Here is a 24,795-nt window from a genome sequence, read left to right as displayed (position 1 = left end):
TCTCCAAAATAGATAAAAAAACAATTTGACTGGAATTAGGTTAGAAAACCCTTGTTCCCACGTCAACAAAAAGGTATAAATTATCCCCATGTAACGTTTACTTATTAAGTTATATTCAAGGAAACAAAATATATTTATTTTTAAATATTACGTAATCATTTAACGCTTTTTTCATCAACATATTTTAGCATTTAATCTTACATGAACTTGTTTGATTTTCTCGTTGTGTATCTTCGTTTTTTACTTAGGAGTTTACTACATTGAGACCAAAGGAGCCCCTTTTGATGATCACGAAACGCCCCCTTATGTATTGGGTAAAGACGAGCAATCTAAAATTGCAACTCATATTACTGGCTATAATTTTAGTCACAGTTGCAACGCGAGTAGTTCCGCTGGAAATGCAAAAGTTAATTATCAACCAAGCCATCAGCATGCGGAAAGTAGATTTACTTATCCGATACTGCAGCTTTTACATAATAGCTGTTGTGGGTGCCAGCCTGTTAAAGTATGCAATTACGTACCTGCAGACTTACATAGGCCAGGAAACTCTGGCTAAAATGCGAAAAGAGCTCTACGCCCATATTCTGACATTACCCCTTGGATATTTCAGAAAGGCAAATCCCGGTATGGTCGTTTCCTCGCTGGTTACAGAACTTGCTCCGGCCGGTGAATATGTAGGACAGTCAATCGCAGTTCCAGTTACGAATATCCTGACACTGGTAACATTTGCAACGTACCTGTTTTATCTTAATGCGACCATGGCTGCCATTTCAATCGCACTATATCCGGTTGTCATATATTTAGTCCCTAAGCTGCAAAAAAAATCAAACACTGCCAATAAACAAAGGGTCGACACCACCCGTAATCTCAGCAGCCATATTAACGAAACAATTTCGGGAATACATGAAATTCACGGAAACGGTTCATACCGCATCGAAAACCGTAAATACAGTGCTTTTGTTGACCGCCTTTTCAGAATCAGGATTACATGGATTCTTTACAGACAAGGAATCAAAGTTCTCAACAGCTTTTTTCAGAATCTTGGACCATTTTTACTTTTCCTTGTCGGTGGTTATCTTGCAATTCAAGGTAAATTCGACCTTGGTGCTCTCGTTGCCTTCCTTTCAGCTTATGAAAAAATTTATGATCCTTGGAAAGAACTTATGGAATTCTATCAGGTTCATAATGACGCAACAGTCCGTTATGAGCGCGTCATGGAATATTTTGACTGTGAACCTGAATTCAAGCTTGAACCGGAAGGCAGAGCTCCAGTCAAATTAACCGGCAGCATTGATGTTCAAAACCTCGGATTTACTGTTTCAGGGGGCATTAAACTGCTCAAACAGATCAACTTGAAGCTTAAACCCGGTGAACAGCTTGCCCTTGTCGGTTTTTCCGGCAGCGGGAAAAGTACTCTGGCACAATGTATCTCGCAGCTATATAAATATACCGGAGGGTCGGTAAAAATCGACGGATATGAAGTTGATGATCTGACTAAAGCGGATATGGTCCATAATATGGGAATTGTTGCGCAGGAACCATTCATTTTTTCAGGATCGATAAAGGATAACCTGCTCTATTCATGTGCCGCAGTACTGGAAGGAGATCCTGACGCTGAAAAGAAAACACCTAGCCGTGACAATATGATTGAAAGCATTCAACAGGCAGGTATTTTTGTTGATGTTCTAAGATTCGGACTGAATACGCTCGTAGATTCTGAACAGGAAAAAGAATTGTCCGAGCAACTGCTGTCAGTTCGTAAAAACTTCCATTCAGATTTCGGTGAAAAATTTGCTGATCACGTCGAATTTTATCAGGAAGGTAAATATCTCGACTACTCATCAGTTGCAGGCAATATTATATTCGGTTCTGCAAACAGTAAATTTTTTGCCGGCAAAAATCTTGCCACAAACGAATACTTTACCAACTTTTTAAAAGAAGCCAACCTTGAAATTCCTCTCCTGAGCCTTGGGCGGGAAACAGTTAAACAAACTGTCGATATTTTGGGTAACGTACCTCAAGAAGAAATCTTCTTTGAGCAAAGCCCTATTCCGACTGAAGAGTTTGACGGCTACAAACAACTTGCAAGCAGACTCGATGACAAGACATTACAGGAAATCAAGGGTACTGATAAAGAGATGCTGCTCCAGCTTGCTCTTAACTTTATACCCGGAAAGCATAAAATTGTTGCCCTGCCTACAGTGTTGAAAGGACTCATCCTTGATGGAAGGCAGCAGTTCTTTAACAAAGCGTCAGTTGAGAAACCTGAATCCTTCAACTTCTTTAAAATAGCCGAATACATCACGTCACAAACAATTTTGGATAATATTCTTTTTGGAAAATCTAAAACTGATCATCCGCAAATTCAGGACGCTATCAACCAAAGTATGATTCAGCTTCTTATTGAAGCAGATCTGCTTGAAACAGTTGTTGAACTGGGAATGAATTTCGAGGTCGGCACTAAGGGTGATAAGCTCTCAGGCGGACAGAAACAGAAGCTGGCAATAGCACGGACATTCCTCAAGAATCCACCTATTATGATCATGGATGAAGCAACTTCCGCTCTTGACAACCGTTCACAGAACAGAATCCAAAACCTTTTAGAAACAAAATGGAAAGGTAAATCGACGCTCATTTCGGTAATACATAGACTTGATACTATTAAGAACTATGACAAAGTCGCCGTTATGAAAGCCGGTAAGCTTATGGAAATTGGACCTTACGAAGAATTAATCGCGAAGAAAGGTCTTCTCTACGAACTAATACATGGAGCAAAGTAGCTATGAGCGCTGAAACAAGTGAGTATCAGGAAAATCTGGAGATAGTGAGAGAGGTTGCATATTTTTCAGGGCTTGAACTGGAAGCTCAGAAGTTGCTGGCTTACCTTTGTGTGCGCGAAAATTTCGCTCAGGGTACGACCGTATTTAATACCGGAGATATTGATAAATCAGCATACTTCATTATTAAAGGTCGAATGGAAGCTTTCTTAGATAATGTTGAAAAGCCGGTACAAATATTTAAGGAAAATGATTTTGTCGGAGCATTGACTTTGATCGGTGAGTCCAAAAGACTTTTTACCCTTAAAGCGGTTACTGACACTGTCTGTATTCGCCTCACTCAAGATAAATTTGAAAAAGCTAGAGGGCAATTCCCTGAAATTAATAATAAATTTCTCAAAGCTGCAGTTGACAAAATAAGTGGCAGAGAAGAAAGATTTCTTAGTAAGTATGATATAAACTGCGAAGGATGCAAATCTGCTATAGGCTTAACACTTATTTAAAACAGAACCAGCGCACTTGATTCTGCTACCGGAGGACTAATTATAATATGAAAAAAATACTTTTGCTGAGCATTGCGTTACTTATTTTTATGGCAAACTCCAGTTTTGCCGCAAATGCACCGAATTCAATTGCCGGAATTACTTTAGGCCAAAATTTATCTTCAATAAGATCTATTCTGGATTTGGACTCTGCCAGATCACCTTGGCAGGAAGAATATATTAAGCGCATTGAAGTTAAAGACCTTGAAGGATACAACGGAGGATACATTGTTGTCGGAGACTGCAATCGTAAGGACATAATTTTAAGATTTAAATTAAAATATGCTGACGGAAGCAGTGACTTTTTCGATAAAATTTATTCAATGCTTGAAAAAAGATTCGGAAAACCAAACGACTGGAGAGGCAACCCCTTTGGAACTTTGAAAGTCTGGAAATGGTCACTCAATGACGATCTAGGCAATATAAGCCTTATTTTGCAGCATTTCAGCGGTGATGATGACAGCATCAACACAGGCAACTCAATACGCCTTTCCCGCCCAGAGTGGATAGAGCAGGAACAGGACTGTTGGGAAAAGGCAAATCCCGTAGCAAAGACAAACCCTATTCCTGCTAAAATGAAAGGAATGAGTTGGTTCATACCTTACTAAGTCTTATTTAAGCTAGATATAGATACGAAGTGGCCAGCCTTTTTCTAAGGTCTGGCCATTTTTTTATATTTTTAAAAATTATAATTCGGACTGGGTAACACATAACATGGAGCTGATATGTTTTTGGATAAAGTAGCTGAGACAGAGTACAAGGATTGTCTCAACATTTGGGAATTATCAGTACGGGCAACACACAATTTTCTTTCTGAAGAAGACATTAACTACTTTAAACCGTTAATACTAAATGAATTTCTACCAGCAGTTCAACTCTATTGTATCAAAAATAAAAATTCAAAAATTATCGGTTTTATGGGAGTTGCGGATCGAAAAGTGGAAATGCTGTTTGTTCTGCCAGATTATTTCCGGCAAGGAATCGGAACAAAACTTATGCAGTATGCTTTAGATGAACTCGATATTAATTCCGTTGATGTTAATGAACAAAACGATTCCGCATTCATATTTTATAGAAAACTAGGGTTCAAAGTTATTGAACGCTCTGAAGTAGACGATATGGGCAAACCTTATCCAATTTTACATCTAAAAGTTTCAACTTTTTAAATATCAATAAGCTTCATCCGAAATATCCACCAAAAAATAAAAGGCCCGATTCATATGAATCGGGCCTTCAAAAACAAACGTATCTGCTTAAAATTACTTGTTCAGCTTAACTTCCTGAGGGAAGACAGGCAGGTACCTGTAACAAAGACTGAGTACAAGTATACCATAAGCGACGATCATTCCGGAAGTAGCCCATTCTGCCCAGTTAGGAGCATATGTCTGCCAACTGTCAAAAGGTAAAACCGGAATTGCGATGGTCTGAACAGTGAACACGTAACGGTTAATGCTGATACCGATACAATCGAGGATTGCAGCAGTATAAAGCAAAGCGGGATTGTTTCTGATAGAAGGAGTGATCAGCATAATCGCAGGGACTACGCCGCACAAACCAAGTTCAGTCCACATCAACCATTTACCGTAAATAGTTCCGTAAAACATTTCATCAAAAGTAAGGCCTACAGAAGGAAGATAACCGGTTGCCCATGCCCATGTGTCAATGATCTTGAAGAACATGTACAGACAGAGCATTGAACCGGCGATTTTACCCATAAGAGCTTTTACTTTGTATTCCACAAGCTTTTTGCCTGTCATCTTTTCAATGATGGTACATACCAGAACTGTGAAAACAGGACCGGAACCAACAGCTGAAAGAACAAAAAGGAAGAAAGTCCATGGCCAGATGAAGAAACCTTCACGGAAGGCATATGGACGGCCAAACATAACGCCGTACATACCACCCAGTGAACCCTGATGGAATGTTGAAAGGAAAGTTCCGATACCGGCAAACAAAGCCATATTCACATGTAAGTGATGGGCAAAGTGATGCAGGAAAGGAATTTTATTAAGCTGCTTCTGCTCAAGGACCAACGGAATAAACTCAATGATCAAGACTGTGCAGTAGCAGGTAATACAGAAGATAACTTCTGTCAGCATGGAGTGCACATTAGGATGCCAGTAACCGAACCATGCACGAATCGGCTGCCCGATATCCATAGTCAGGATAAGCATTGCGCCCGAGTAGCACAAGAATCCAAGTATAACAGCTAAGTTAACAATATTTTTAAGTTGATCGATCTTGAGGATGTACTTGAGAAATCCGGTAAAGAATGCGCCGGCTCCAAGTGCGATAACCGCAAGGTCAAAAGTAATCCACAGTCCGAACCCGAAGTAGTTATCTAAGCCTGTTACGCCGATACCGTTTGCGAATATTTTCACAGCGGCATAGACTCCCCAGAGTAAGAATATTGCAACAAAAGCCATCCATATGGAGAACTTCGGCAATCCACAGCGGGTTACGCCTTCGGGGAAGAGATTTCTATCCATTATTGACCTCCCTCCTAGTGCTTGTCGTTAGGCAAGTGGTTATCACTCTGCTCACGCACCCAATCACGACGGCTGATGTAATAGACCTGAGGGTCCATGCCGATACTTTCGAGAAGACGGAAAGCATTTTTATCCTTAATAAGATCATGGACCTTATGTTCAGGATTCTTTGAGTCTCCGAAAGAGATTGCGCCTGTGGGGCATGCTTCAAGACAAGCCGGTTTATACCAACCGTCAGGAAGATTCTTAGGATCCATTCCTTCAGCGCGTGCACGCGTACGGGCATTAAGCAATCTGGTATGACAAAAGTTACATTTTTCAACAACACCGCGAGGACGCGTAGATGTTGAAGGGGAAAGTGCTTTGTCCATACCTTCAGGCCAGACTGGATCTAACCAACCAAAGTAACGAGCGTGGTAAGGACATGCAGCCATACAGTACCGGCAACCGATACAGCGAGGATAAATCTGACTGACGATTCCGCCTTCTTCATCCTTAGTAGTAGCAACTACAGGACAGACAGGAACACAAGCAGGTTTTCCGCACTGCATACAAGGTCTTGGCAGGTATGCTGTTTCCCTTTCAGGGAAATCCTTTCCATTATTAAGTTCATAAACAAGCAACCAAGTAAGAGTTTTCAGTTTGTTAGAACCGTCTTCCATTGGTGCTATATTATTTTCTGCCTGGCATGAAACCATACAAGCACCGCAACCGGTACACTTGTCCAGATCAACTACCATGGTCCATTTAGTATCAAATTCAATATGTTGCATAACGTGAATCCCCTGACTTTAATTTAGGCGATGCTCACGACAGAACTGGTCCAGACGGCCATATCGGTGCCGGGCTCAGTGCTAACAGTGATAATTTTGAAGATGTTATCGCCTTTCCCGCGGGAAAAAACATCCCAAGCGGTATGACCTAAACCAAGAGGTGCGGCAATCACATCGTTCATTACGCCTTCGTTGATGTGGACTCTGGCAACACACTCTCCGCCTGTTCCGGTAAGCTTAATTTTAGAACCTTCGGAAACATTAAGTTTCTTTGCGGTTACGCCATTAATCTGAACGAAGAGGTCTTTGCCTAGCAGCTCGAACTTGCTGATTGTCACACAGTTCAATGGCGGAATTGCCATTGTAGAGGATCCGACGTTGAGCTTAGCATAAGGAGCCAGTGCCAGTTCGCCACCCTTAGGCATAGCAACAGCCTTAGAAAGTACGGACGCAGCAAACTTAAGTGAATCTGACTCTGTAGAATCAGAAATAAAAGCCGCCCCACCAATAAGTGAATCCCAATCTGCTCCGGCTTTTTCGGCCTTAGCCTGCAAAACCGCTTCAGCAGATTCATATCCGAGATCAATACCGAGCACACTTGCAACGCCGAGAACAACATCAATTGTTGACTTGCCGTTATAAAGAGGCCCGATGACCGGAGCACATGCGCTGAGCATTGCAGTACCGACTCCGTAAGGAGTCTGTGCATCGTCAAAACGCTCAAAACTGTGCGGGTTAGGCATGATCAAGTCCGCTTTAGAAGCTGTTTCATCCATCCATGTGCTGAAACTTACGAGAAAAGGTACTTTAGCAATTGCGGCAGCCATTGTTTCGGCCTGTGGCATTGCATACACCGGGTTAGCTTCGTAAACCAAAAGCACTGCAGGAGTATTAACTTTATCTGAAGCCACTGCTGCAAGATAACCGGCAAAATCTCTGCGGGTAAGTTCTGCACGGCTGACAGCGGACTCAACTGCGACAGGAAGATCAGCGAGGAGCTTCATTCCGCCCTTCTTACCGACCTGACCGAGAAGCATATTGATTGCGGAAGCTGCTATAATGTCAGCTCCGCCTGCGCCCTGTCCGAATTCAGAACCTGAAATAACAAGCGGTGCGGAAGCAGACATAAGCTGCTTAGCGAGTCCAGCCATAACTCCTGGAGCTACACCGATTGCTTTTTCAACCTTGTCAGGAGTAAATCTGGACATAACCAGAGTTTTGAAATCAGCAAAATCAGAAACTGAAGCTGAAGCTCCGGAATTAAGCAGATGATAAGCAAGACCGAGGCTGAAAATAGCACCTGCACCAGGGGCCACAGGAATCCACTTATCGCTTGAAGAAGCTGTACTGTTAAGGAAAGGTCCGGCATAAACATACACACTCTTTACGTCTTCACCGGTAGGACGCATATCGGAAAATACACGCTGATTTCTTACAACTGAACCCCATGAGTTCATTGCATCTGCTCCCACGAACAAAACAAAATCAGCATTGTCCAGATCATAACCGATCTGTCCGCTGCCGCCCATATTGTCCAGCGCAACTGCTGCTGACTGCGCATCACCAGACATAAGGTAGCAATCATTGCTTCCCATACCTGCGGCAAAAGCAGACAACACTTCGCTGGAAGTTCCGGTAGCGTCGCCGCTTACGATGGCGAGTTTTCCGGCCTGCCCTTTAACGGCAGAAAGTTTTTCTGAGAGCATTTTCTCAGCTTCTTCCCAGGAGATAGACTCATACTTACCGTCTGCGACCTTTTTCATAGGTCCATTCACACGGGAAGGACTGTAAAGAAGCTGTGCACCGCCTGCGCTTATCGCGTCAACGCCGCCTTTGCTCATTTCATTTTCAACATTCCCCTTTACTACGTAAGGGCTGCCTCCGACGGATTTAACCGTCAAAGAACACGGGGAAGGTCCAAATTTGGACAATGTTGCCTGCTCAGTGATCTCTCCGTACTTAAGTCTTGGAATCCAAGACCAGTTCTGGGACCAAATAGCGGCATCATCCAAAGATTTCCAAATAACAGGTGTGAAGAGTGAACCTACAACACCACCTGTAACCAATTGAATAAAAGTTCTGCGATCAATACCCATTGCAGTCCCTCACTTACTTATGGCAGACGTAACATGCGTTGCTGGTACCAACTTCCGCATGACAGCGTTCACACTGCCACATCTTCATGGTCTGCTTGCTGTAACCGCTTATCCTGTTTTCGTAATACGTCGGCAGGGTGTTGCTCTTGCCAACGTCGGGATGGCATTCTGTACACTCGAAGCCTTTGTGCGCCATGTGCGAAAAGTATACGTTGTCAGGCTGATATTGATAAACCAGCCAAGGAACCTCAACGTTCTTCTTAACATACTGAGTTACAAAGATTTCTTCATCCTTTGTCTCACCAAGGACATCTTCGTGACATTCAGCACACTTTTCATTTGAAGGCAGACCTGCAAAAGATCCATCTTCCAAAAACGTGTGACACGACTCACATTCCATTCCTTCACCTTCTACGTGAACCTTGTGACTGAAATTGAAAGGCTGAGTTTTCTGACTATAAAGAACCTGAGGGAAAACCCACCAACCAATTACCAAGCTCGCAAGGACACCGATGAAGAAAGGAAAAACTCCTCCACATTGCTTCGATGCTCTTTTCTCCTCCATAACCTCGCCCCACACTCCTTAAGTTTTGTGAAACATAAACAACCTATTAACGCCATATCTTCTAAAATAGAGAATCTTTCTATGTCAAGAGAATATGAAACTTTTCACAAAGTTCCCGGACACATAAAAATACTCTATAATCTCACCACGAGTACGGCGGCCACTTTATACCCTTCTGAAAAACATTCAGCTAAAATTCAAATGGTGAATCAAACTGACCCAGCTCCGGAAGATTATTATCTTTTTCAGAAAGGATCGGATCCTGCGTTTCCCAGTCAATTGCAAGATCTTTATCATCCCAGCGGATACCGGCTTCGCTCGCAGGGGCATAACCGGCGTCAACTTTGTACATGAATTCACTTTCATCGGTTAATGTTTCATAACCGTGTGCAAAGCCTTTAGGAATGAGCAGCCTGCGAAAATTTTCAGACGAGAGCTCAATTTTGAATGACTGCAAATAAGTTGGAGACCCTTTGCGCAAATCCACAACTACATCAATTACAGCCCCTCTTGTAACCCAGACAAGCTTAGTCTGAGCAAACGGCGGAAGTTGAAAATGAAGCCCGCGCAACACCCCGCGCCCTTTTGAATACGCATGATTGTCCTGAACAAAATCGACAGGAAGACCTTTTTTTTCGAAAAACCCACTATTAAAACTTTCCAGAAAAAAACCTCTTTCATCCCTAAAAACCTTGGGTTCTAGAATAAAAAGTCCTGGAAACTCAGTCTCAACCAAATTCATTAACCCCTCCAAAGGGAAATCACCCATTGTAAAACAAAATATCACATAAAATTAAAAGATAATTAACCGAGTTAGCAAAATGACACAACCTCATTTTTTAGTTGAGTCGAATATTTATTAATTTTTTTCTTACTCTATCCTCCTTATTCACATTTTAGACTCTGTCTGGTATCCGTAGCAGGTAATCAACAGGTTAAAGCTGTTCGGATTATTTTACCGTCAGTCTTCAAACCAACCTTAAACATCGGAATGGCAAATGAATACAGCAGGATTAGCTCTAAACTCGCTAGATATTATTCTTATAGTTATTGCTGCAGGATTAATTTTCAGAGGACTTCTTCGCGGAATCGTGCGGGAAGCAATTTCTGTTTTTTCCCTAATTTTAGGATTTTATCTGGCTGCAAGGTATCACCAAGACCTCATGCCCTATTTCAGTAATTTTTTTGACGGCCCCGGGACTGTAAAAGCTTTCAGCTATCTTTCGATAATTGCTGCAACAGTTCTTGTTTCTGCACTGCTTGGAATTGTTATTAAGAAAATTCTTACAATAACAATGCTGGGCTGGGCCGATCAAGTTCTGGGTGGTTTTTTAGGACTGGTTGAAGCTGTATTAGTAGGCGGAATACTCATTATTATTCTTAACAGTTTTACGCCTAATGCAGATTTTTTAACTAAATCAAAACTAGCTCCGAAAGTCATATCCACTGCAAGCTTTTTTATTAGTTTTGCACCGGATAATGTTTTAGAATCACTGGATATTAAATCCATGCTTCCTGAACAATCTTTACTCAATAATCAAATCAAAGACATCATGTAAAATGAATAATTCAAAATCACTCGATAAATTACGCGGAGTTATCTCCGCACTTCTCGGCCCTGAAGGTTGTCCATGGGACAAAGAGCAGACTCCCCTTTCGCTTTGCGACTATGTAGTTGAAGAAGCTTTTGAAATGGTCGAAGCGATCAGAGCAGACGATTCAAAAGAAGCAATGGAAGAGTTAGGCGATGTAATGTTTCTTCTTCTTTTCATAGCGGATCTGTATGAAAAAAAAGGGTCATTCACCCTTGAAGACGCTCTTGATTCCAGCTCCGCCAAGATGATCAGAAGGCATCCGCATGTTTTTGCGGAAGCCAAAATAGAAAATCAGGCTGAATTACTCCGTAACTGGGAAAAAATTAAACGCAGCGAAAAAGACGCTTCGAATAAAATTTTCGATTCACTACCTAAAGGACTGCCGCCACTTCTAAAGTCCTACCGCATCAACTCCAAGGCAGCACGCGCTGGGTTTACTTTTGAATCAGATGCACAGTGCACGCAGCAGCTTGAAAGTGAATGGAAAGAATGGACTGAAGCTCTTAATTCAGGCGACATGTCTAAATCCGAAGAAGAATTCGGCGACTACATGTTCGCTCTAGTTGAACTTGGGCGCAGAAAAGGAATTAAAGCAAACAGTGCTCTTGATAGAGCAAACATTAAATTTTTAGAAAGATTTTCTAAAATGGAAGATCTCGCACGAAACCAGAATAAAGATGTTTCTGAAATGGAACTTTCTGAGCTAAACGAGCTTTGGAATCAGATTAAGTAGCAGACATAACTAAAATATGTCTCAGCTAAAAGACTAAAAACCTCAGTCCAATTATTTTGAACTGAGGTTTTTTATTTTTCTACCCTAAAGTAAATTACGCTTTTGCCGATTAGACAGATAGGCGTGAATAGTACCCTTAACATAAAGGGAGTTTTTATGGACATCTCAGCAATTAATTCAGGCGAATTTACTATCTCGGCTGCGACCGACAAACAACTGTTCGGAGCGCAGGTTGTCACCAAGACACTCGACTACCTGAACTCCAGTCAAACATCGTCATCGACCAACAGTGATTATGATTTCCAGAAAAGTGTTCTTGGCGCATACTTTGCGGGCAAGGGCGCAATTGCAAACATTAAAACATAAAAAGGAACTAAATACGCCTGTTCAGGTTAGAACCCCGGCCTAATCACCGGGTTCTAGCCTGAATAAAACTGTAATATTAATGCTGCGCAACTAAAACTTCTTTCTTCATAGCCTCAAGATAATCTTTTCCATAGTCCAGATAAAACGCCAGCGGTCTGCCGAAACTTTTTCCGATCAAACCGTCAACGAGCAGTCTGCTTATTTCTTTTTCTGCGAATAAGACGTTTTGCGATGCAAGGAAGATAGACTTTTCTTCAATACTCATGTGCTTCAGACTTAACCTGAGGGCGCTACGAGCACGCGGCTGAAACATCCAGAATCTCAACAAATCAAGCGCATTGATTATAAATATTTTTTCAAGATCGCTACCGGTGCTTTTCATTTCTGCAATAAATTCTTCAGGATCAGACAACATGTCACGTCCGTTTCGTTCAGGGAACATCATTTCAAGTTGTGTATAGCAGTCAAAAACACTTTTGATAGTTCTTTCATAATCCCACAATCTCATGCGGATATTCTCATGACGGTCAGCTAACCCTTCAATAATTCCGCCGACCATATCTGATGCCAGCTTTGAGATAACTGCTGCCCACCTCTGGAGTACCATCTCAACTGAAGCAACTCCGGCAATTCCGAGCACGGCGCCTATTCCACTACTTAGACCGATAGCAAGCGGAACAGTGAATATGGACCGCAACAGATTCCAAAATGCAGCACTTCGTGGCAATCCTCTGAACATATTATGACTGAATATATAAAGTCCGTTTGCTAGCCCCATAACCCCGTAAAGCATTACAGGGTTAGTGTGCGTATTTATGCCAAATCCCTGATCGAGAAGTAAAGTTTTAACAAAATAATCAAGCAACGGAACCGAGAATCCTGTGAACAGCAACGAATCAGATATTCTGCTCCAGCTGATATAATCATTCCAGCGCGAAAGTGGCGAACGGATAAAACCGCCTCCGCCAAGCACGGCTTGAGTAATATTGCGCCAGCCGGTAATACCGAACCAGATAAACGCGCCGAAGAAACGTAAAAGCCACCAATCTTTAGTCAGCGCAAAAGTCAGAAAAGCAGGAATAAAACCGAGTAGAATCTTAAGCCCGTTTTTCAGCGTCGAGTTCATATACCTGAAGGAACGAGACTTTTTACTCCCGTGTATATGGTCCAAAGTAAAATTATTCCCGGAGTCGCCAAGACCGCCAAGCATTGCTATATTTGTTTTATTTTTCGGACATGCAATAAAACGGGTCAAACGCCAATCCTCTGATTTTTCATAACCGAATCCATCGATCAGCGGAATGGTCCGTAAAAACCTCATTGATCGATTATAAAAGGTGCTGTCCGATGATTTCGGAGTCAAAGTGACATCAAGACAGACTTCGGCTCTGGCAGGAATAGGGCATCCTCCCTGTTCAAGCTCAAAAAAAACTTTTTTTGCGGCCCGGCTGGGTAAAGTATCAGCAACAACCATCCCCATACCGCGTGTGCGGGCAATAATACCGGAAGACCCGCTTCCGATGCGGGCTTGCAACCTTGAACCGCCATACATGTAACTGAACGTTCCCATGTGCGTGAGAACGTGGTGCAGACAGTCAAGAACTTCCCGCTCTTCTACAGTTCCCGTATTTTCAAGGACATGAATTGCCCGGGAAATAATATTTTTAAGTTCAAGCAAATTCCGTTCATTAAGCACCTGACGTAATGCATGAACTTCTTCCGCGATTTTGGCGGTTCCTAAAGAAATACGTTTAAGGTTGAACTCTTCAATATACCGGATTGTACCACCGCATTTATACAGAATACAGATAATATCTGCGATAGTCAGTCCGTCCGGAACAAGAGTTATTCTTTTCTGCGATGCGATTCGGCGAATCCTCTGTACGAACTCCTCGGGTGAAAGAGTCATAAGTTCCGGCAAATCTGTCAGTTCAGAGTGAACAATACGCCCGTCAATTGAACACGCAACATCAGAACACATGAATTGTTCAAGAATCATTTCAACATCAAATTTATTTATTGCCGCAACAAGGCTCTCTATCTCCGCACGCCTAGTTTCGTCAGCATCCTTATACTGATCCTTAAGCTCTTTAACCCGTTTTTTTAACACAGGCATGAGCAGCTCAAGAATATAACGACCCATATGTAAAAATGAAGGCTGCCCTGTTCCGACAAATGCTAAAAAGTCGGATTCGCATATTTCAGGGCAAATAACCCCGAACATATCTCCGAGTCTTTCACGCTGATGCTTGTTAAAATGGTCCAGACTTTTGACGACCTGCTTTTGCTGCCAAAGCGCAACTTCACGTCCTTCTTCCAAAAATTTAACAACTTCTTTTGATTGGATGAATCTCTCAAAATCACGTCCGTTATCAAACCCGTCAAGTGTCCAGATAAGCCCGACTGAACGGTCCTGCCAGCGCACCTGATATTCGATGCCGACTTTAACATCGATATCCATAATCCGAGCAGCTTCATAAAGCTCGCGTGATTCAACTACGCCGACATGATTATAATATACAACCGTCAAACTTCTGATGCCCTTGATCCAGGCATCCATTATCAAATGAGTAGGTGATTTACGACCTTTGCTGTTTGCATCATGAACGCGGTGATCAAATGAAATATGGTTCCATTCTTCCGGCATCTCAAGCAGATAATAATTATCAAGAAATTCGCGGACAATACGAGGCTTGCCGGTTGCCGCCTCATGAAAATTGTGGGCAAGTTCAAGGCATAATTCTTCATCATCAACCGAACGGACAAGCTTCTTCATTATCTGAATAAGCACGCGCGCAGTGTTCATGCGGAGCGCACCTTTAGGCATTGCGAGAACTTCATCATGCAATGAGCGCAAGGCAGAAAGTCGCCCGGAGACGCCTCCGGTTTCCAGAGAACTTAACAAATGCGCAACAGAATATGCGATTCTCAGCCCGCGCGACCCAACCAGTTCCCTTATGCCGTGCGGACTTAAATGGGGCGCAAGGAGATAACGATCTTCGCTGGTAGCGACATCGCGGTTGAGAATATCACGGACAATTCCGAGCAGTTCATAATCTTGATTATCAAAAAACATTTTCATAATTCACCACAGGCACACTAAATTTTAACAAAAATGACACACTATTGTAACATTCTTTAAAATTAAAACATTGCCAAAAACAGTCAAGTAAATTTTTTAAATAAGCAAAATAACAAGTCAAAAATACTGCTAATCGTTTTTGCTTTTTTTAAATGCGTTACCAATTAAGAAACCCTGCCTGAAATATATCAAGCAGGGCAAAAAGAAATTAAATAATTTCTATATCTACTTCGAGTGACTGAATCCTCCGGCATCTTCTTCTGACAAAGGCATAGTCATCGGATTCTTTTTCAAGAAATCAAGACAACGTTGCATATCAGCCAGTAATAGCTCTCCAAGGTCACGACTTACCCCATGACGGACAAGCATGCGCATGATGACTAAATCCTCACGATTGGCAGGCATGGAATAGGCCGGAACCTGCCATCCGCGACTGCGCATGCGATCGGAGAGATCATACAACGAGAAACCGTGATCAACTCCTTCTTTCAATTTCCAGCTGAGTGCAGGGATGCCGCCTTTTCCGTTATAAATAATTTCAAACGGCCCCATCTCTGCAATTCTATTAGCAAGGGCTTGCGCCGTATCATAACAAGCCTGATGTATTTTGCGGTACCCTTCTCTGCCGAGCCGTAAAAAATTGTAATATTGCGCTACAATCTGCCCCCCCGGACGCGAAAAGTTTAGAGCGAATGTTGGAATATCGCCGCCAAGATAGTTAACGCGGAATATCAAATCTTCTGGCAGATCTTCCTTATCGCGCCAGATAACCCATCCGACGCCAAGCGGAGCAAGTCCGTATTTATGACCTGAAGCATTGATCGATTTGACGCGCTCAAGGCGGAAATCCCATTCCAGTTCAGGCTCTACAAACGGAGCCAGAAACCCTCCGCTTGCGCCGTCAACATGAACAGGAATATCAAGCCCCGTCTCAGCTTGAAGTTTATCCAGTGCCTCACAGACCGCTTTGACAGGCTCATACTGACAAGTGAATGTAACTCCGAGCGTAGGGACAACTCCAATCGTATTTTCATCACACCGTTTGATGACTTCTTCGGGGGTCATAATCAAACGATCTTTTTCCATAGGAATTTCACGCAACTCAACATCCCAGTAACGGGCAAATTTATGCCAGCAAATCTGCACCGGACCGCATATGAGATTCGGCCTGTCTGTAGGCTTGCCTTCTTTTTTCATTTTATCACGCCATCGCCATTTCAAAGCCATGCCTCCGAGCATAGCAGCTTCACTGGAACCGGTGGTGGAACATCCTAAAGTATTAGCGGCATCAGGCGAATTCCAAAGATCGGCAAGCATATGCACGCAACGGGCTTCAAGTTCAGCCGTCTGAGGATATTCATCCTTATCGATCATATTTTTATCTACACACTCATCCATAAGTTTGTGAACTTCAGGGTCTACCCAAGTCTGACAGAAAGTAGCCATGTTCTGGCGTGAATTTCCGTCCAGCATCAATTCATCATGCACCACCTGATAGGCATGACGAGGATCATGCTCATCAGCAGGAAATACATATTTGGGCATACGCACCGACATATCGGTTGAAGCGTATACATCATCCAGCAAATTCTCTTTGATTGAATTTTTATGGTGTAATGCCATCTTATATTTCTCCTTTTTTTAAATTTCTAATCATCAGAAGTCTGCTTCCACTCAGGTTTTTTCATTGCATGAATCAGCATAGGCAATCCGGTAAAAACAATCATACCGGCCGCGACCAGACAGACATAAAACGTAGGGTTACCAACAGGCAGGTTGGACGGAGGGAAAAAACCTACAAGCAACGCAAACCCTACACCGATCAAACCAATTCCGGCAACCAGACACATTCCAAGAGTTCCGCCGGGAACTTTATATGAACGTGGCAGATCAGGACGGGTAATGCGCAGTTTAATAGCTGCCGCATACATAAGAATGTACATGACTAGATAAAGGGTCACAGTGATTGCCGAAAGCACGAAAAAAGCCACGCTTACATTATCCATAATAAAGTAAAGCGAAGCCAATATGCTGACAATCACCGCTTGAATCAGCAGAATATTAACCTGAATTCCATTTTTATTAACTTTGGCCATAAATGGCGGAATTTCGCCTTGGCGGGCTGTATGCAAAAGTCCGCGGCTGGGTCCGCCGACCCATGACATAACTCCGCCTATGGCTCCGAATGCTGCAAGCAGTCCTATTACCGGAGTAATGAACCCGAGATGAAATGCATCAAGAAGCTGCTTAAACGCCTGCATCAAACCGGCGGTAAGACTGATTTCAGAGACCGGAATTACAGTTGCGACAGCCAGCGACCCTAAAATAAACAATCCGAAAATAATAGCCGCGGCAAGAAACATACTTTCAGGAAACTGTTTGGCAGGGTCTTCAAGATCGGTAGCGTGAACAGCCTGAACTTCCACCCCAGCAAAAAGCAGTACAATTCCCGCTAAAAAGGCCACACTGCCTAACCCTGTAATGTATGGAAAAAAGCGCACATGCGGAGCCTGATATGCAAGCTTTTCGGCAGCAACAACGGCGGTGCTAGGCTCAAGAAATTGAATGGGATTACCCTGCACGATCCAGACAGCACCTAAAATTATAATAAATATTCCCGGAAGCAAAGTTCCAAGTAGAACTCCATACTTAGTTACAGAACTTGCAACATCTGCTCCGGCCATGGTCACAAATGTTGCCGCCCAGTAACAAACAAGAATAACTATTCCGGTGTACACCCCGTTATCAGCCAAAGACGGGTCCATAAACAGATATGCAAGCGCACTTGCGGCAAAAGCAAGCACCGTAGGATACCAGACAACATTTTGAATCCATTGCAACCAGATAGCAGTGAACCCCCATCTGGAACCGAATGCTTCTTTTATCCAAGTATAAACGCCGCCGCCTTTAACGCTGAATGCGCCGCCGAGTTCCGCGGCAACAAGCGAAGCGGGTATCAGGAACATAACTGTGGCAAAAAGGATATAAAATATCATTGAGAGCCCTTCCTTAGCCATCATGGGAAGTCCTCGCAGACTGACAACTGCCGCTACAGTCATCATACTTAATGTGAAAACTGACATTTTTTTAGATTTTGCCATGAACAGCAGCTCCTGATTTAAAGGTTTAGCCTTTTACCGGATTTTAAATATCACTTATAGCACTAAATCATAATAGAAATTAGGTACCTATTCAAAATCAGTTATACGTATAACATTAATATGAGCAAGTAATCAAAAAGTTTAAATACAATATATTAATCCAATTTTATGGTACTTATTCTTCCAGTTACTCTTTATTATGAAAAGTTAGGCAATTTCTGTAAAAAATGTTAATCAGTTATTTAATATGAAGGGAGCAGGTAGAGTTAACGCGCTAAAAGTGGTGCGCAAAAAAAATACAAAATTATTTAAAATTTTGCTTGCTACATTTAACGATAATAGTTACTACTAACTTCAACGAAACAAGTTCACCCGAATTCACTATACCACTACTCAATATAACCTAAACTTTAAGGAGAATTTAAATGACTAAGACTACTAAAAATTTGCAGGACGCTTTTGCTGGAGAATCTCAGGCTAACCGTAAATATCTTGCTTTTGCAGAAAAAGCTGAGTCCGAAGGCAAACCAGGCGTAGCTAAACTTTTCCGCGCAGCTGCAGCAGCAGAAACCATTCACGCACATGCACACCTTCGCCTTCTGAAAGGAATCGGTTCAACTGAAGAAAATCTCAAAGCAGCTATCGAAGGCGAAACATTTGAATTCAAATCCATGTATCCTGAAATGATGGAAGACGCTAAAGCAGAAGGCGAAAATGCAGTTCTCCGCTACTTCGGTTTTGCTAACGAAGCAGAAAAAATTCACGCTGAACTTTACACCGAAGCACTTGAAGCTGACGGCGACAAATTCTCTGATGCAGAATTCTACATCTGTTCAGTATGCGGTCACACTCAGGACGGTCCAGCCACTGAAAAATGTCCTATCTGCGGCGCCGCACCTAAAGCATATAAAAAAGTAGACTAATAATTTTACTGAATACGAGCGTTCATCTATTCGGGAATAAAAAGCCCTCAGCTGTAAAGCTGAGGGCTTTTTTAATGCAATAATATTCAACGACCCTAGACATTACCTAGATAGAATGTAATTTTACCCCTTTAAAATCACACAAACTTTTGACTAAATAAAAAAGGGGCAGCATGTTCAGGCAAGATAAATGGTCATTTACAGGCGGCTTAGGGACTGAATATTTTTTTGAAATTAAAAAGAAAAGTTCAACCCTTCCACCATCCGGCGGTGTTTACATCTTCTCTTATACCCACCCACGCGGGCATCTTGCCGGATTTGAAGTGCACCCGTTATACATCGGCCAGACTGATAACCTAGAAACGACTCTTCCGGCTCCACCTAAGCTGAAATGCATTACTGACGAATGCTGGAACTGCACTTATATCTTACTGATTGATGATGAACAGGCACGAATCAACTGCGTGCATGATTTGCTGAAAAATATTCATCCACTCTGCTGATTACCCATCACTTTATACCTGGCCCAATTGCCTTTTTACAAAACAAACCTTACATTAGCGAGATAAGTTTAGATAACGCATCAGAGTAAATAATTTTTTTATACTACCTCTAAAAAGCAGATCTCATGTTCAAATTAAATATTCGGCAAAAAATTGTGATCGGTATCGCCATATTTTCCATCTGTTTTGGATGTATCGGCATACTTTCATACACAAATACTATTCATCTGGAACGGGAAGTCCTGCTGATTGAACGTGTTGACGACCTCAGCAATTTGATCCTTGAAGTCCGCAGGGCAGAAAAAAACCTGTTTCTGTATCACGACTCAACCGTATTCTCACAGGGAATCGAGTATCTTGAGCGGGCTGAAACGCTACTGCAATCGCTTATGGCGGACTTTACTCAGCCGGAGGTAAAACAGCATGGGGCTTCACTTAGTAAGAATTTAATCAATTACCGTGAATTAATTGGTAAAATTTCTTCTGAAATTAAAACAAGTAATACCTACAAACTCAGCGAAGAACCGACTCTTCTTCGTGAATACGGTCAGGCAATAGTCGAACATTCGAGGGCCATTGCCCGTTTTGAGCGTGAAAACATTTTAAATATTAATAATGACTTGCGTACCAATCTGGCAATTTCCATAGTGGCATTGGCCATTGTTGTTTTAATTTTGGTTATGTTTGTCAGCTCAAATATTCTTCTTCCGCTACGTCTGGTGCAGGAAGCGACAAAACGTATTTCCCTTGGTACTTTTGAAGCTCTTCCCATCAAAAACGCACACGATGAAGTTCAGCAGGTCTTTGTCGCGCTTAATTCTATGGTTGAGCAATTAACAAAACGGCGCAGACAGCTGGTCCAAGCTCAAAAACTTTCTTCTATAGGAACGCTGGCTTCAGGCATAGCTCACCAGCTAAACAATCCGCTGAACAACATTTCCACTTCCTGCCAGATTTTAATGGAAAGCACGCAAAGCAGAGATGCACTTGCAGATAAAATGATGCACAATATTGAACAGGAAACATTAAGATCACGCGATATAGTCAAAGGATTACTTGAATTTTCCCGCGAGCGCGAATATTCGCCGGCTCCGACTCATCTTGAAGCTGTAGTCAATTCAGCCGTGCGCCTTGTATCAAGTCAGGTTCCGTCAGATATTTCAATAAGAACCGACATCGCGGATAAAATTTTAATACAAGCCGATCGGCAACGATTGCAGGAAGCATTTATCAATCTTATCATCAATGCAGTTCAGGCCATCGACAACAATGCCGGATCTATCTTTATCAGTGGAACAGTTCAAAATGAGGAAGCTCTGATAACTGTGCAGGACACCGGAATAGGCATGGATACTGAAACCTTAGAGCGTATTTTCGACCCGTTTTTCTCAACCAAGGAAGTAGGACAAGGCACGGGCCTCGGACTATACATAGTATACGGCATTATTGAAAAACATAAGGGACGCATCCGTACAGAAAGTACTCCCGGTAACGGCACAACCTTTTTTATCCACCTGCCATTGGCAAAGGACTCCATCGTATGATCAGTCATGCCAATATTCTTATAGTTGATGATGAACGCATTGCCCGCGAAAATCTTGTGCACGTTCTGACAGCGGAGGGGTATCACGCCGTTGCGGTTGAATCCGGTATGGCAGCTCTGCAACAAATGGAAAAAGACGAATACGAACTGGTCCTGACTGATTTGATGATGCCGCGAATGAACGGTATCCAAATTCTTGAACACATCAAGGAGATGCAGCCGACAACTGAAGTAATTGTGATTACGGGACATGCCACTGTATCAACGGCTGTTACTGCCATGCAAAAAGGAGCTCATTCCTACATTGCCAAGCCGTTCAACCTTGACGAACTCCGCATGCAGGTGCGCAAGGCTCTGGAACAACGGGCTTTATCCGTTGAAGTTCTACGCCTCAGACAGGTTATAGCTCAGGGTAAACAGGATTTTCCGTTAGTCGGGCAGAGTGAATCCATACTGCGACTGAAAAAAACTGTCCAACAGCTTGCCACCATGAACTGCAATGTTCTTATTCAAGGTGAAACAGGAACCGGTAAAGAGCTGATTGCGCGCGGTATTCACATGCTAAGTGACAGGTCGCACGAAAGGTTTATGGCCATCAACTGCGGCACATTCACCGCGGAACTGATGGATAAAGAATTGTTCGGCCATGAGAGAGAAGCTTTCACCGGAGCGCAACGCGGACAAAAAGGGATTCTTGAAGTTGCAGACGGCGGAACGGTCTTCTTTGACGAAATGAGTGAATTGCCGCTTAACATGCAGGTTAAACTGCTGCGCGTTCTACAGGAGCGAACCTTTTTGCGAGTAGGCGGAACGCAGGAAATACCGGTTAACATCCGCATTATTTCAGCAACAAACTGCGATCTAAAAGAAAATGTTGAAAAAGGAACCTTCCGTCAGGACTTATTTTACCGCTTAAATGTTGTGACTCTGTCAGCTCCGCCGCTTAGAAAACATAGGGAAGATATTCCCGTACTTGTGGGCCATTTTTTGGAACAGCATCGAACACCTGAGCAGACAATTACAACCATATCTCAGGAAACTCTGGACATCCTGATGAACCATGACTTTCCCGGAAATGTACGCGAACTTGAAAACATTGCGCAGCGGGCACTGGCCCTTGCCAAAGGAACTGTTTTCACTCCAGACCTGCTTCCCTATGATGTACGTAATATTCCTGTTGAAAATCCGCTACAGACTCTCGAAGAAATGGAACATAGGCACATTGAAAAAGTCATGCTCGCAACCGGTGGCAACAAAACCCAAGCCGCTAAAATTCTGGGCATTGACAGAGTTTCACTCTGGCGAAAAATGAAACGCCATAATATGATTAATGAAGACAGCTAAATAAGTGCCAGTTCCACAACTTCGTCCAGCCTTTCGACAAGCCTGATTTCGATATTTTCGAGCACTTCCGGTTCAATACTGCGCACAGCGTAATCGCATTGTTTCGGCAGAATAACCGTTTTAATGCCTGCACGAGCCGCAGCCATAACCTTTTCCCGCACCCCTGCGACAGGCAAAACTTCACCAAGCAGCGAGATTTCTCCGCTGAAAGCCACATCAGGCCTGACGGGGCGGTCTGTAAGCATTGAAAGAATGGCAATCGCTATAGTAATCCCCGCTGACGGCCCTTCTTTAGTCACCGCTCCGGCAGGTAAATGGACATGTATATCCGAAGCCTCAAAAAAATCAGGCGCAAGGTTAAACCTTTCAGCATTACTGCGCAGAAAACTCAAAGAAGTCTGTGCTGACTCCCGCAATACTTCGCCGAGAGATCCGGTAAGAATCAGCTGCTTGTTACCATTCATCTTCACAGCTTCTACAAATAAGATTTCTCCGCCGTTCTCTGTCCAGACCAGCCCTGTAGCAAGTCCAACTTTCGGTTCAGTTTTAGCCGCAGTATTAAAATGAGGAGTCGTTCCCATGATCTCTTTAATGTCAGCAGCTTCAACCGTCAGAACACCAGCCCCTTCACCGTCTGCGAGGGTCTTCCTTGCTAATTTACGGCAAAGAGAAGCAACCTGCTTTTCTAAGCCGCGAAGTCCTGCTTCGCGCGTGTAATCAACAATCAGACTTCGTACAGCTTCCGGAAGCAGATCAAAATCCTTCGGGCTCAGCCCATGCTGCCTGAGCTGTTCAGGAATCAAAAAACGTGTGGCGATTTGCTGCTTTTCACTCAGCGTATAACTGGAGAATTCAATTTCCTCCATCCTGTCACGCAGTGGAGCTGGCAGACGTTCAACCATATTTGCAGTGGCAATAAAAAGAACACCAGAAAGATCGAACGGAAGCCCTAGATAATTATCCACAAAAGAACTGTTCTGTTCAGGATCGAGAATTTCAAGCAGCACGGAGGTTGCATCTCCTTTAAAATCCTGAATAACCTTATCCATTTCATCCAGCATTATAACAGGATTGCGAACTCCGGCTTTCTCGATTCCCTGCAAAATCCTTCCGGCCATTGCGCCGACATATGTACGGCGGTGTCCACGCAGTTCTGCTTCGTCCCGAAGCCCTGCAAGTGACAAGCGGAAGAATTTACGCCCCATAGCCTCTGCTATCGCCTTACCGATTGAAGTTTTACCTGTACCTGGAGGGCCGGAGAAACAGAGAACCGGGCCGCGCAAATGCTGAATGCGCTGATTTTTAGTAAGCAGTTCCATGACGTAATCACGAAGCTTCGTCAGGTTAACGGGCTTCCCTAGATATTGATCCGCCCCTTTCATCATTGCAGTAACAGCGGACTTCACAGTCGCGTATCCGGTAAGCATAATTACGCCGGTGTCCGGCCAGCGACGGCGGACTTCCTGCAAAAGCTGAAGCCCGTCCATTCCGTCCATTTTCAAGTCGGTAACTAAAATATCAGCAGGATCATTTTCCATAGCGGCGACAGCTTCAATCCCGTTTGCAACAGCCCGAACTGCGAAGCCGTCCTGCTCAAAAATTATCGAAAGATTTTCGCGCGCTATAACTTCATCATCGGCAAGCAGAATCTTCGCCTGCTGGCGACTATGCAGACTTTTAACTGCTAAAAATTCTAAAATGCGCTCTTTAACCGGGCTTAAACCATAGTGACGCGCATCCAAAACTTCTTTTGCCCGTGTCAGATCAAGATCATCTTTAGTTGTAGAATTCCAAGGCAGAGAAAGAATAAATTCAAGATAATTCTGCCCGATAGCAAATTCCGGGGAAGACTTCTCAGTCTTGAGCAGCCTTTCATATTCATCCCGCGCCACAGGAAGAATTTGGTCAGGAAGATATGCTTCTTCAATGCGCTTGTGCAAATTTTCTATAACTGGGTCTTTAAGTTCAACTTGCTCTTTCTTTTCAGAAGGAGATTTAGGCTCAGACGGCGATTCTTCAGCATTTTTTTTACGAAACCACTTCATTTTTCTATTTCTCCTGCCTTAAAAACAAGCTGATAAACGGTGCCATTTGCATATGATTATATCTTTAAAAAACCTTTTAATATCTTTTTTTTGAATACCATTAATCCGCTGACGTGTTAATGTTGCATTATGAAACAAAGTCAGATGAATCGCTATTCTTTAAAAACATCTTAAATTCAAATTACAGTTAACTAACTAGTTTAATAATCTTAATTAATTAAATATCACTATTTAGCATCTATATTTATATTTTAACAAGCTATTAATAATGCCTAAATATGCATTTCATCCCAAATTACATTGTGAATAAATGAACTA

At 42.9% G+C, this 24,795-nt stretch carries 20 protein-coding genes; 11 read left to right on the top strand and 9 right to left on the bottom strand.

Annotated elements, in window-relative coordinates; translation table 11 throughout:
• The first annotated feature begins 284 nt into the window (after positions 1-284).
• The 4 genes from B9N78_RS11085 (at position 285) to B9N78_RS11070 (ending at position 4,485) form a co-directional block, all read left to right on the top strand.
• A complete protein-coding gene (locus tag B9N78_RS11085) occupies positions 285-2,780 on the top strand; it encodes an ABC transporter ATP-binding protein/permease (RefSeq protein ID WP_085102199.1) in 2,496 nt (831 codons plus the stop codon).
• Positions 2,781-2,782: 2 nt separating this feature from the next.
• Positions 2,783-3,280 carry a Crp/Fnr family transcriptional regulator gene (locus tag B9N78_RS11080; protein ID WP_085102197.1) on the top strand — a complete coding sequence of 166 codons (498 nt, stop codon included), beginning with the start codon at positions 2,783-2,785 and terminating at the stop codon, positions 3,278-3,280.
• A 47-nt stretch (positions 3,281-3,327) separates the two neighbouring features.
• Entirely contained in the window at positions 3,328-3,927 is a 600-nt protein-coding gene (locus tag B9N78_RS11075) for a hypothetical protein (protein ID WP_085102195.1), read from the top strand.
• A 117-nt stretch (positions 3,928-4,044) separates the two neighbouring features.
• Positions 4,045-4,485, top strand: a complete 441-nt coding sequence (locus B9N78_RS11070; protein ID WP_085102193.1) for a GNAT family N-acetyltransferase — start codon at positions 4,045-4,047, stop codon at positions 4,483-4,485.
• A 93-nt stretch (positions 4,486-4,578) separates the two neighbouring features.
• On the opposite strand, the gene qrcD is transcribed toward B9N78_RS11070, so the two are convergent.
• The 5 genes from qrcD to rfbC form a co-directional block, all read right to left on the bottom strand.
• The gene (gene qrcD / locus B9N78_RS11065) at positions 4,579-5,808 is read right to left on the bottom strand and encodes a menaquinone reductase integral membrane subunit QrcD (RefSeq protein ID WP_085102191.1); all 1,230 of its coding nucleotides are present in this window, start codon (positions 5,806-5,808) and stop codon (positions 4,579-4,581) included.
• A 14-nt stretch (positions 5,809-5,822) separates the two neighbouring features.
• The gene (gene qrcC / locus B9N78_RS11060; RefSeq protein WP_085102189.1) at positions 5,823-6,581 is read right to left on the bottom strand and encodes a menaquinone reductase iron-sulfur cluster-binding subunit QrcC; all 759 of its coding nucleotides are present in this window, start codon (positions 6,579-6,581) and stop codon (positions 5,823-5,825) included.
• A 23-nt stretch (positions 6,582-6,604) separates the two neighbouring features.
• The gene (gene qrcB / locus B9N78_RS11055; RefSeq protein ID WP_085102187.1) at positions 6,605-8,677 is read right to left on the bottom strand and encodes a menaquinone reductase molybdopterin-binding-like subunit QrcB; all 2,073 of its coding nucleotides are present in this window, start codon (positions 8,675-8,677) and stop codon (positions 6,605-6,607) included.
• Between the two features lie 13 nt (positions 8,678-8,690).
• Positions 8,691-9,242, bottom strand: coding sequence for a menaquinone reductase multiheme cytochrome c subunit QrcA (gene qrcA / locus B9N78_RS11050; RefSeq protein WP_085102185.1), 552 nt, complete (start codon positions 9,240-9,242; stop codon positions 8,691-8,693).
• Between the two features lie 190 nt (positions 9,243-9,432).
• Entirely contained in the window at positions 9,433-9,984 is a 552-nt protein-coding gene (gene rfbC / locus B9N78_RS11045; RefSeq protein ID WP_085102183.1) for a dTDP-4-dehydrorhamnose 3,5-epimerase, read from the bottom strand.
• A gap of 256 nt (positions 9,985-10,240) precedes the next feature.
• Here rfbC and B9N78_RS11040 point away from each other — a divergent pair, with 256 nt between their 5' ends.
• From B9N78_RS11040 to B9N78_RS11030, 3 genes are all read left to right on the top strand, one after another.
• Positions 10,241-10,801, top strand: a complete 561-nt coding sequence (locus tag B9N78_RS11040) for a CvpA family protein (RefSeq protein WP_085102181.1) — start codon at positions 10,241-10,243, stop codon at positions 10,799-10,801.
• Between the two features lies 1 nt (position 10,802).
• Positions 10,803-11,570, top strand: coding sequence for a nucleoside triphosphate pyrophosphohydrolase (gene mazG, locus B9N78_RS11035; protein ID WP_085102179.1), 768 nt, complete (start codon positions 10,803-10,805; stop codon positions 11,568-11,570).
• Positions 11,571-11,726: 156 nt separating this feature from the next.
• Positions 11,727-11,936, top strand: a complete 210-nt coding sequence (locus B9N78_RS11030; RefSeq protein ID WP_085102177.1) for a hypothetical protein — start codon at positions 11,727-11,729, stop codon at positions 11,934-11,936.
• 76 nt (positions 11,937-12,012) lie between these two features.
• Here the strand turns inward: B9N78_RS11030 and B9N78_RS11025 are convergent, their stop codons facing one another.
• The 3 genes from B9N78_RS11025 to B9N78_RS11015 form a co-directional block, all read right to left on the bottom strand.
• On the bottom strand, positions 12,013-15,018 hold the full coding sequence (locus tag B9N78_RS11025; protein WP_085102175.1) for a hypothetical protein: 3,006 nt from the start codon (positions 15,016-15,018) through the stop codon (positions 12,013-12,015).
• A gap of 225 nt (positions 15,019-15,243) precedes the next feature.
• Positions 15,244-16,641 carry a glutamate decarboxylase gene (gene gad, locus B9N78_RS11020; RefSeq protein WP_085102173.1) on the bottom strand — a complete coding sequence of 466 codons (1,398 nt, stop codon included), beginning with the start codon at positions 16,639-16,641 and terminating at the stop codon, positions 15,244-15,246.
• Positions 16,642-16,667: 26 nt separating this feature from the next.
• Positions 16,668-18,119: an amino acid permease gene (locus B9N78_RS11015; protein WP_085102171.1), complete on the bottom strand. Its 1,452-nt coding sequence runs from the start codon at positions 18,117-18,119 to the stop codon at positions 16,668-16,670.
• 425 nt (positions 18,120-18,544) lie between these two features.
• On the opposite strand from B9N78_RS11015, the gene B9N78_RS11010 reads away from it, so the two are divergent.
• From B9N78_RS11010 to B9N78_RS10995, 4 genes are all read left to right on the top strand, one after another.
• Positions 18,545-19,042 carry a rubrerythrin family protein gene (locus B9N78_RS11010; protein WP_085102169.1) on the top strand — a complete coding sequence of 166 codons (498 nt, stop codon included), beginning with the start codon at positions 18,545-18,547 and terminating at the stop codon, positions 19,040-19,042.
• 173 nt (positions 19,043-19,215) lie between these two features.
• Positions 19,216-19,545 carry a hypothetical protein gene (locus tag B9N78_RS11005; protein WP_085102167.1) on the top strand — a complete coding sequence of 110 codons (330 nt, stop codon included), beginning with the start codon at positions 19,216-19,218 and terminating at the stop codon, positions 19,543-19,545.
• Between the two features lie 125 nt (positions 19,546-19,670).
• The gene (locus B9N78_RS11000) at positions 19,671-21,089 is read left to right on the top strand and encodes a sensor histidine kinase (protein ID WP_085102165.1); all 1,419 of its coding nucleotides are present in this window, start codon (positions 19,671-19,673) and stop codon (positions 21,087-21,089) included.
• The gene (locus B9N78_RS10995; protein WP_085102163.1) at positions 21,086-22,432 is read left to right on the top strand and encodes a sigma-54-dependent transcriptional regulator; all 1,347 of its coding nucleotides are present in this window, start codon (positions 21,086-21,088) and stop codon (positions 22,430-22,432) included. The genes B9N78_RS11000 and B9N78_RS10995 overlap by 4 nt, the downstream gene beginning before the upstream one ends.
• Here B9N78_RS10995 and B9N78_RS10990 read toward each other — a convergent pair.
• The gene (locus tag B9N78_RS10990; protein WP_085102161.1) at positions 22,429-24,477 is read right to left on the bottom strand and encodes a S16 family serine protease; all 2,049 of its coding nucleotides are present in this window, start codon (positions 24,475-24,477) and stop codon (positions 22,429-22,431) included. The two genes, B9N78_RS10995 and B9N78_RS10990, sit on opposite strands and share 4 nt — an antisense overlap.
• Positions 24,478-24,795: the final 318 nt, after the last annotated feature.

This window comes from Desulfovibrio gilichinskyi (genome assembly GCF_900177375.1).
In the GTDB taxonomy this organism is placed as follows: domain Bacteria; phylum Desulfobacterota; class Desulfovibrionia; order Desulfovibrionales; family Desulfovibrionaceae; genus Maridesulfovibrio; species Maridesulfovibrio gilichinskyi.
Note: the sequence above shows the minus strand (reverse complement) of the source record. Positions and strands in the feature narration are given on the sequence as shown.

Bases quoted from the DNA above. Each gene is read 5' to 3' on its own strand.
- B9N78_RS11070 (WP_085102193.1), top strand. From the start codon at position 4,045: ATGTTTTTGGATAAAGTAGCTGAGACAGAGTACAAGGATTGTCTCAAC.
- B9N78_RS11030 (WP_085102177.1), top strand. From the start codon at position 11,727: ATGGACATCTCAGCAATTAATTCAGGCGAATTTACTATCTCGGCTGCG.
- B9N78_RS11040 (WP_085102181.1), top strand. From the start codon at position 10,241: ATGAATACAGCAGGATTAGCTCTAAACTCGCTAGATATTATTCTTATA.
- B9N78_RS11000 (WP_085102165.1), top strand. From the start codon at position 19,671: ATGTTCAAATTAAATATTCGGCAAAAAATTGTGATCGGTATCGCCATA.
- qrcB (WP_085102187.1), bottom strand. From the start codon at position 8,677: ATGGGTATTGATCGCAGAACTTTTATTCAATTGGTTACAGGTGGTGTT.
- qrcC (WP_085102189.1), bottom strand. From the start codon at position 6,581: ATGCAACATATTGAATTTGATACTAAATGGACCATGGTAGTTGATCTG.
- B9N78_RS11005 (WP_085102167.1), top strand. From the start codon at position 19,216: ATGTTCAGGCAAGATAAATGGTCATTTACAGGCGGCTTAGGGACTGAA.
- B9N78_RS11025 (WP_085102175.1), bottom strand. From the start codon at position 15,018: ATGAAAATGTTTTTTGATAATCAAGATTATGAACTGCTCGGAATTGTC.
- qrcA (WP_085102185.1), bottom strand. From the start codon at position 9,242: ATGGAGGAGAAAAGAGCATCGAAGCAATGTGGAGGAGTTTTTCCTTTC.
- gad (WP_085102173.1), bottom strand. From the start codon at position 16,641: ATGGCATTACACCATAAAAATTCAATCAAAGAGAATTTGCTGGATGAT.
- B9N78_RS10995 (WP_085102163.1), top strand. From the start codon at position 21,086: ATGATCAGTCATGCCAATATTCTTATAGTTGATGATGAACGCATTGCC.
- qrcD (WP_085102191.1), bottom strand. From the start codon at position 5,808: ATGGATAGAAATCTCTTCCCCGAAGGCGTAACCCGCTGTGGATTGCCG.
- B9N78_RS11080 (WP_085102197.1), top strand. From the start codon at position 2,783: ATGAGCGCTGAAACAAGTGAGTATCAGGAAAATCTGGAGATAGTGAGA.
- B9N78_RS11010 (WP_085102169.1), top strand. From the start codon at position 18,545: ATGACTAAGACTACTAAAAATTTGCAGGACGCTTTTGCTGGAGAATCT.
- B9N78_RS11075 (WP_085102195.1), top strand. From the start codon at position 3,328: ATGAAAAAAATACTTTTGCTGAGCATTGCGTTACTTATTTTTATGGCA.
- B9N78_RS11015 (WP_085102171.1), bottom strand. From the start codon at position 18,119: ATGGCAAAATCTAAAAAAATGTCAGTTTTCACATTAAGTATGATGACT.
- B9N78_RS10990 (WP_085102161.1), bottom strand. From the start codon at position 24,477: ATGAAGTGGTTTCGTAAAAAAAATGCTGAAGAATCGCCGTCTGAGCCT.
- B9N78_RS11085 (WP_085102199.1), top strand. From the start codon at position 285: ATGATCACGAAACGCCCCCTTATGTATTGGGTAAAGACGAGCAATCTA.
- rfbC (WP_085102183.1), bottom strand. From the start codon at position 9,984: ATGAATTTGGTTGAGACTGAGTTTCCAGGACTTTTTATTCTAGAACCC.
- mazG (WP_085102179.1), top strand. From the start codon at position 10,803: ATGAATAATTCAAAATCACTCGATAAATTACGCGGAGTTATCTCCGCA.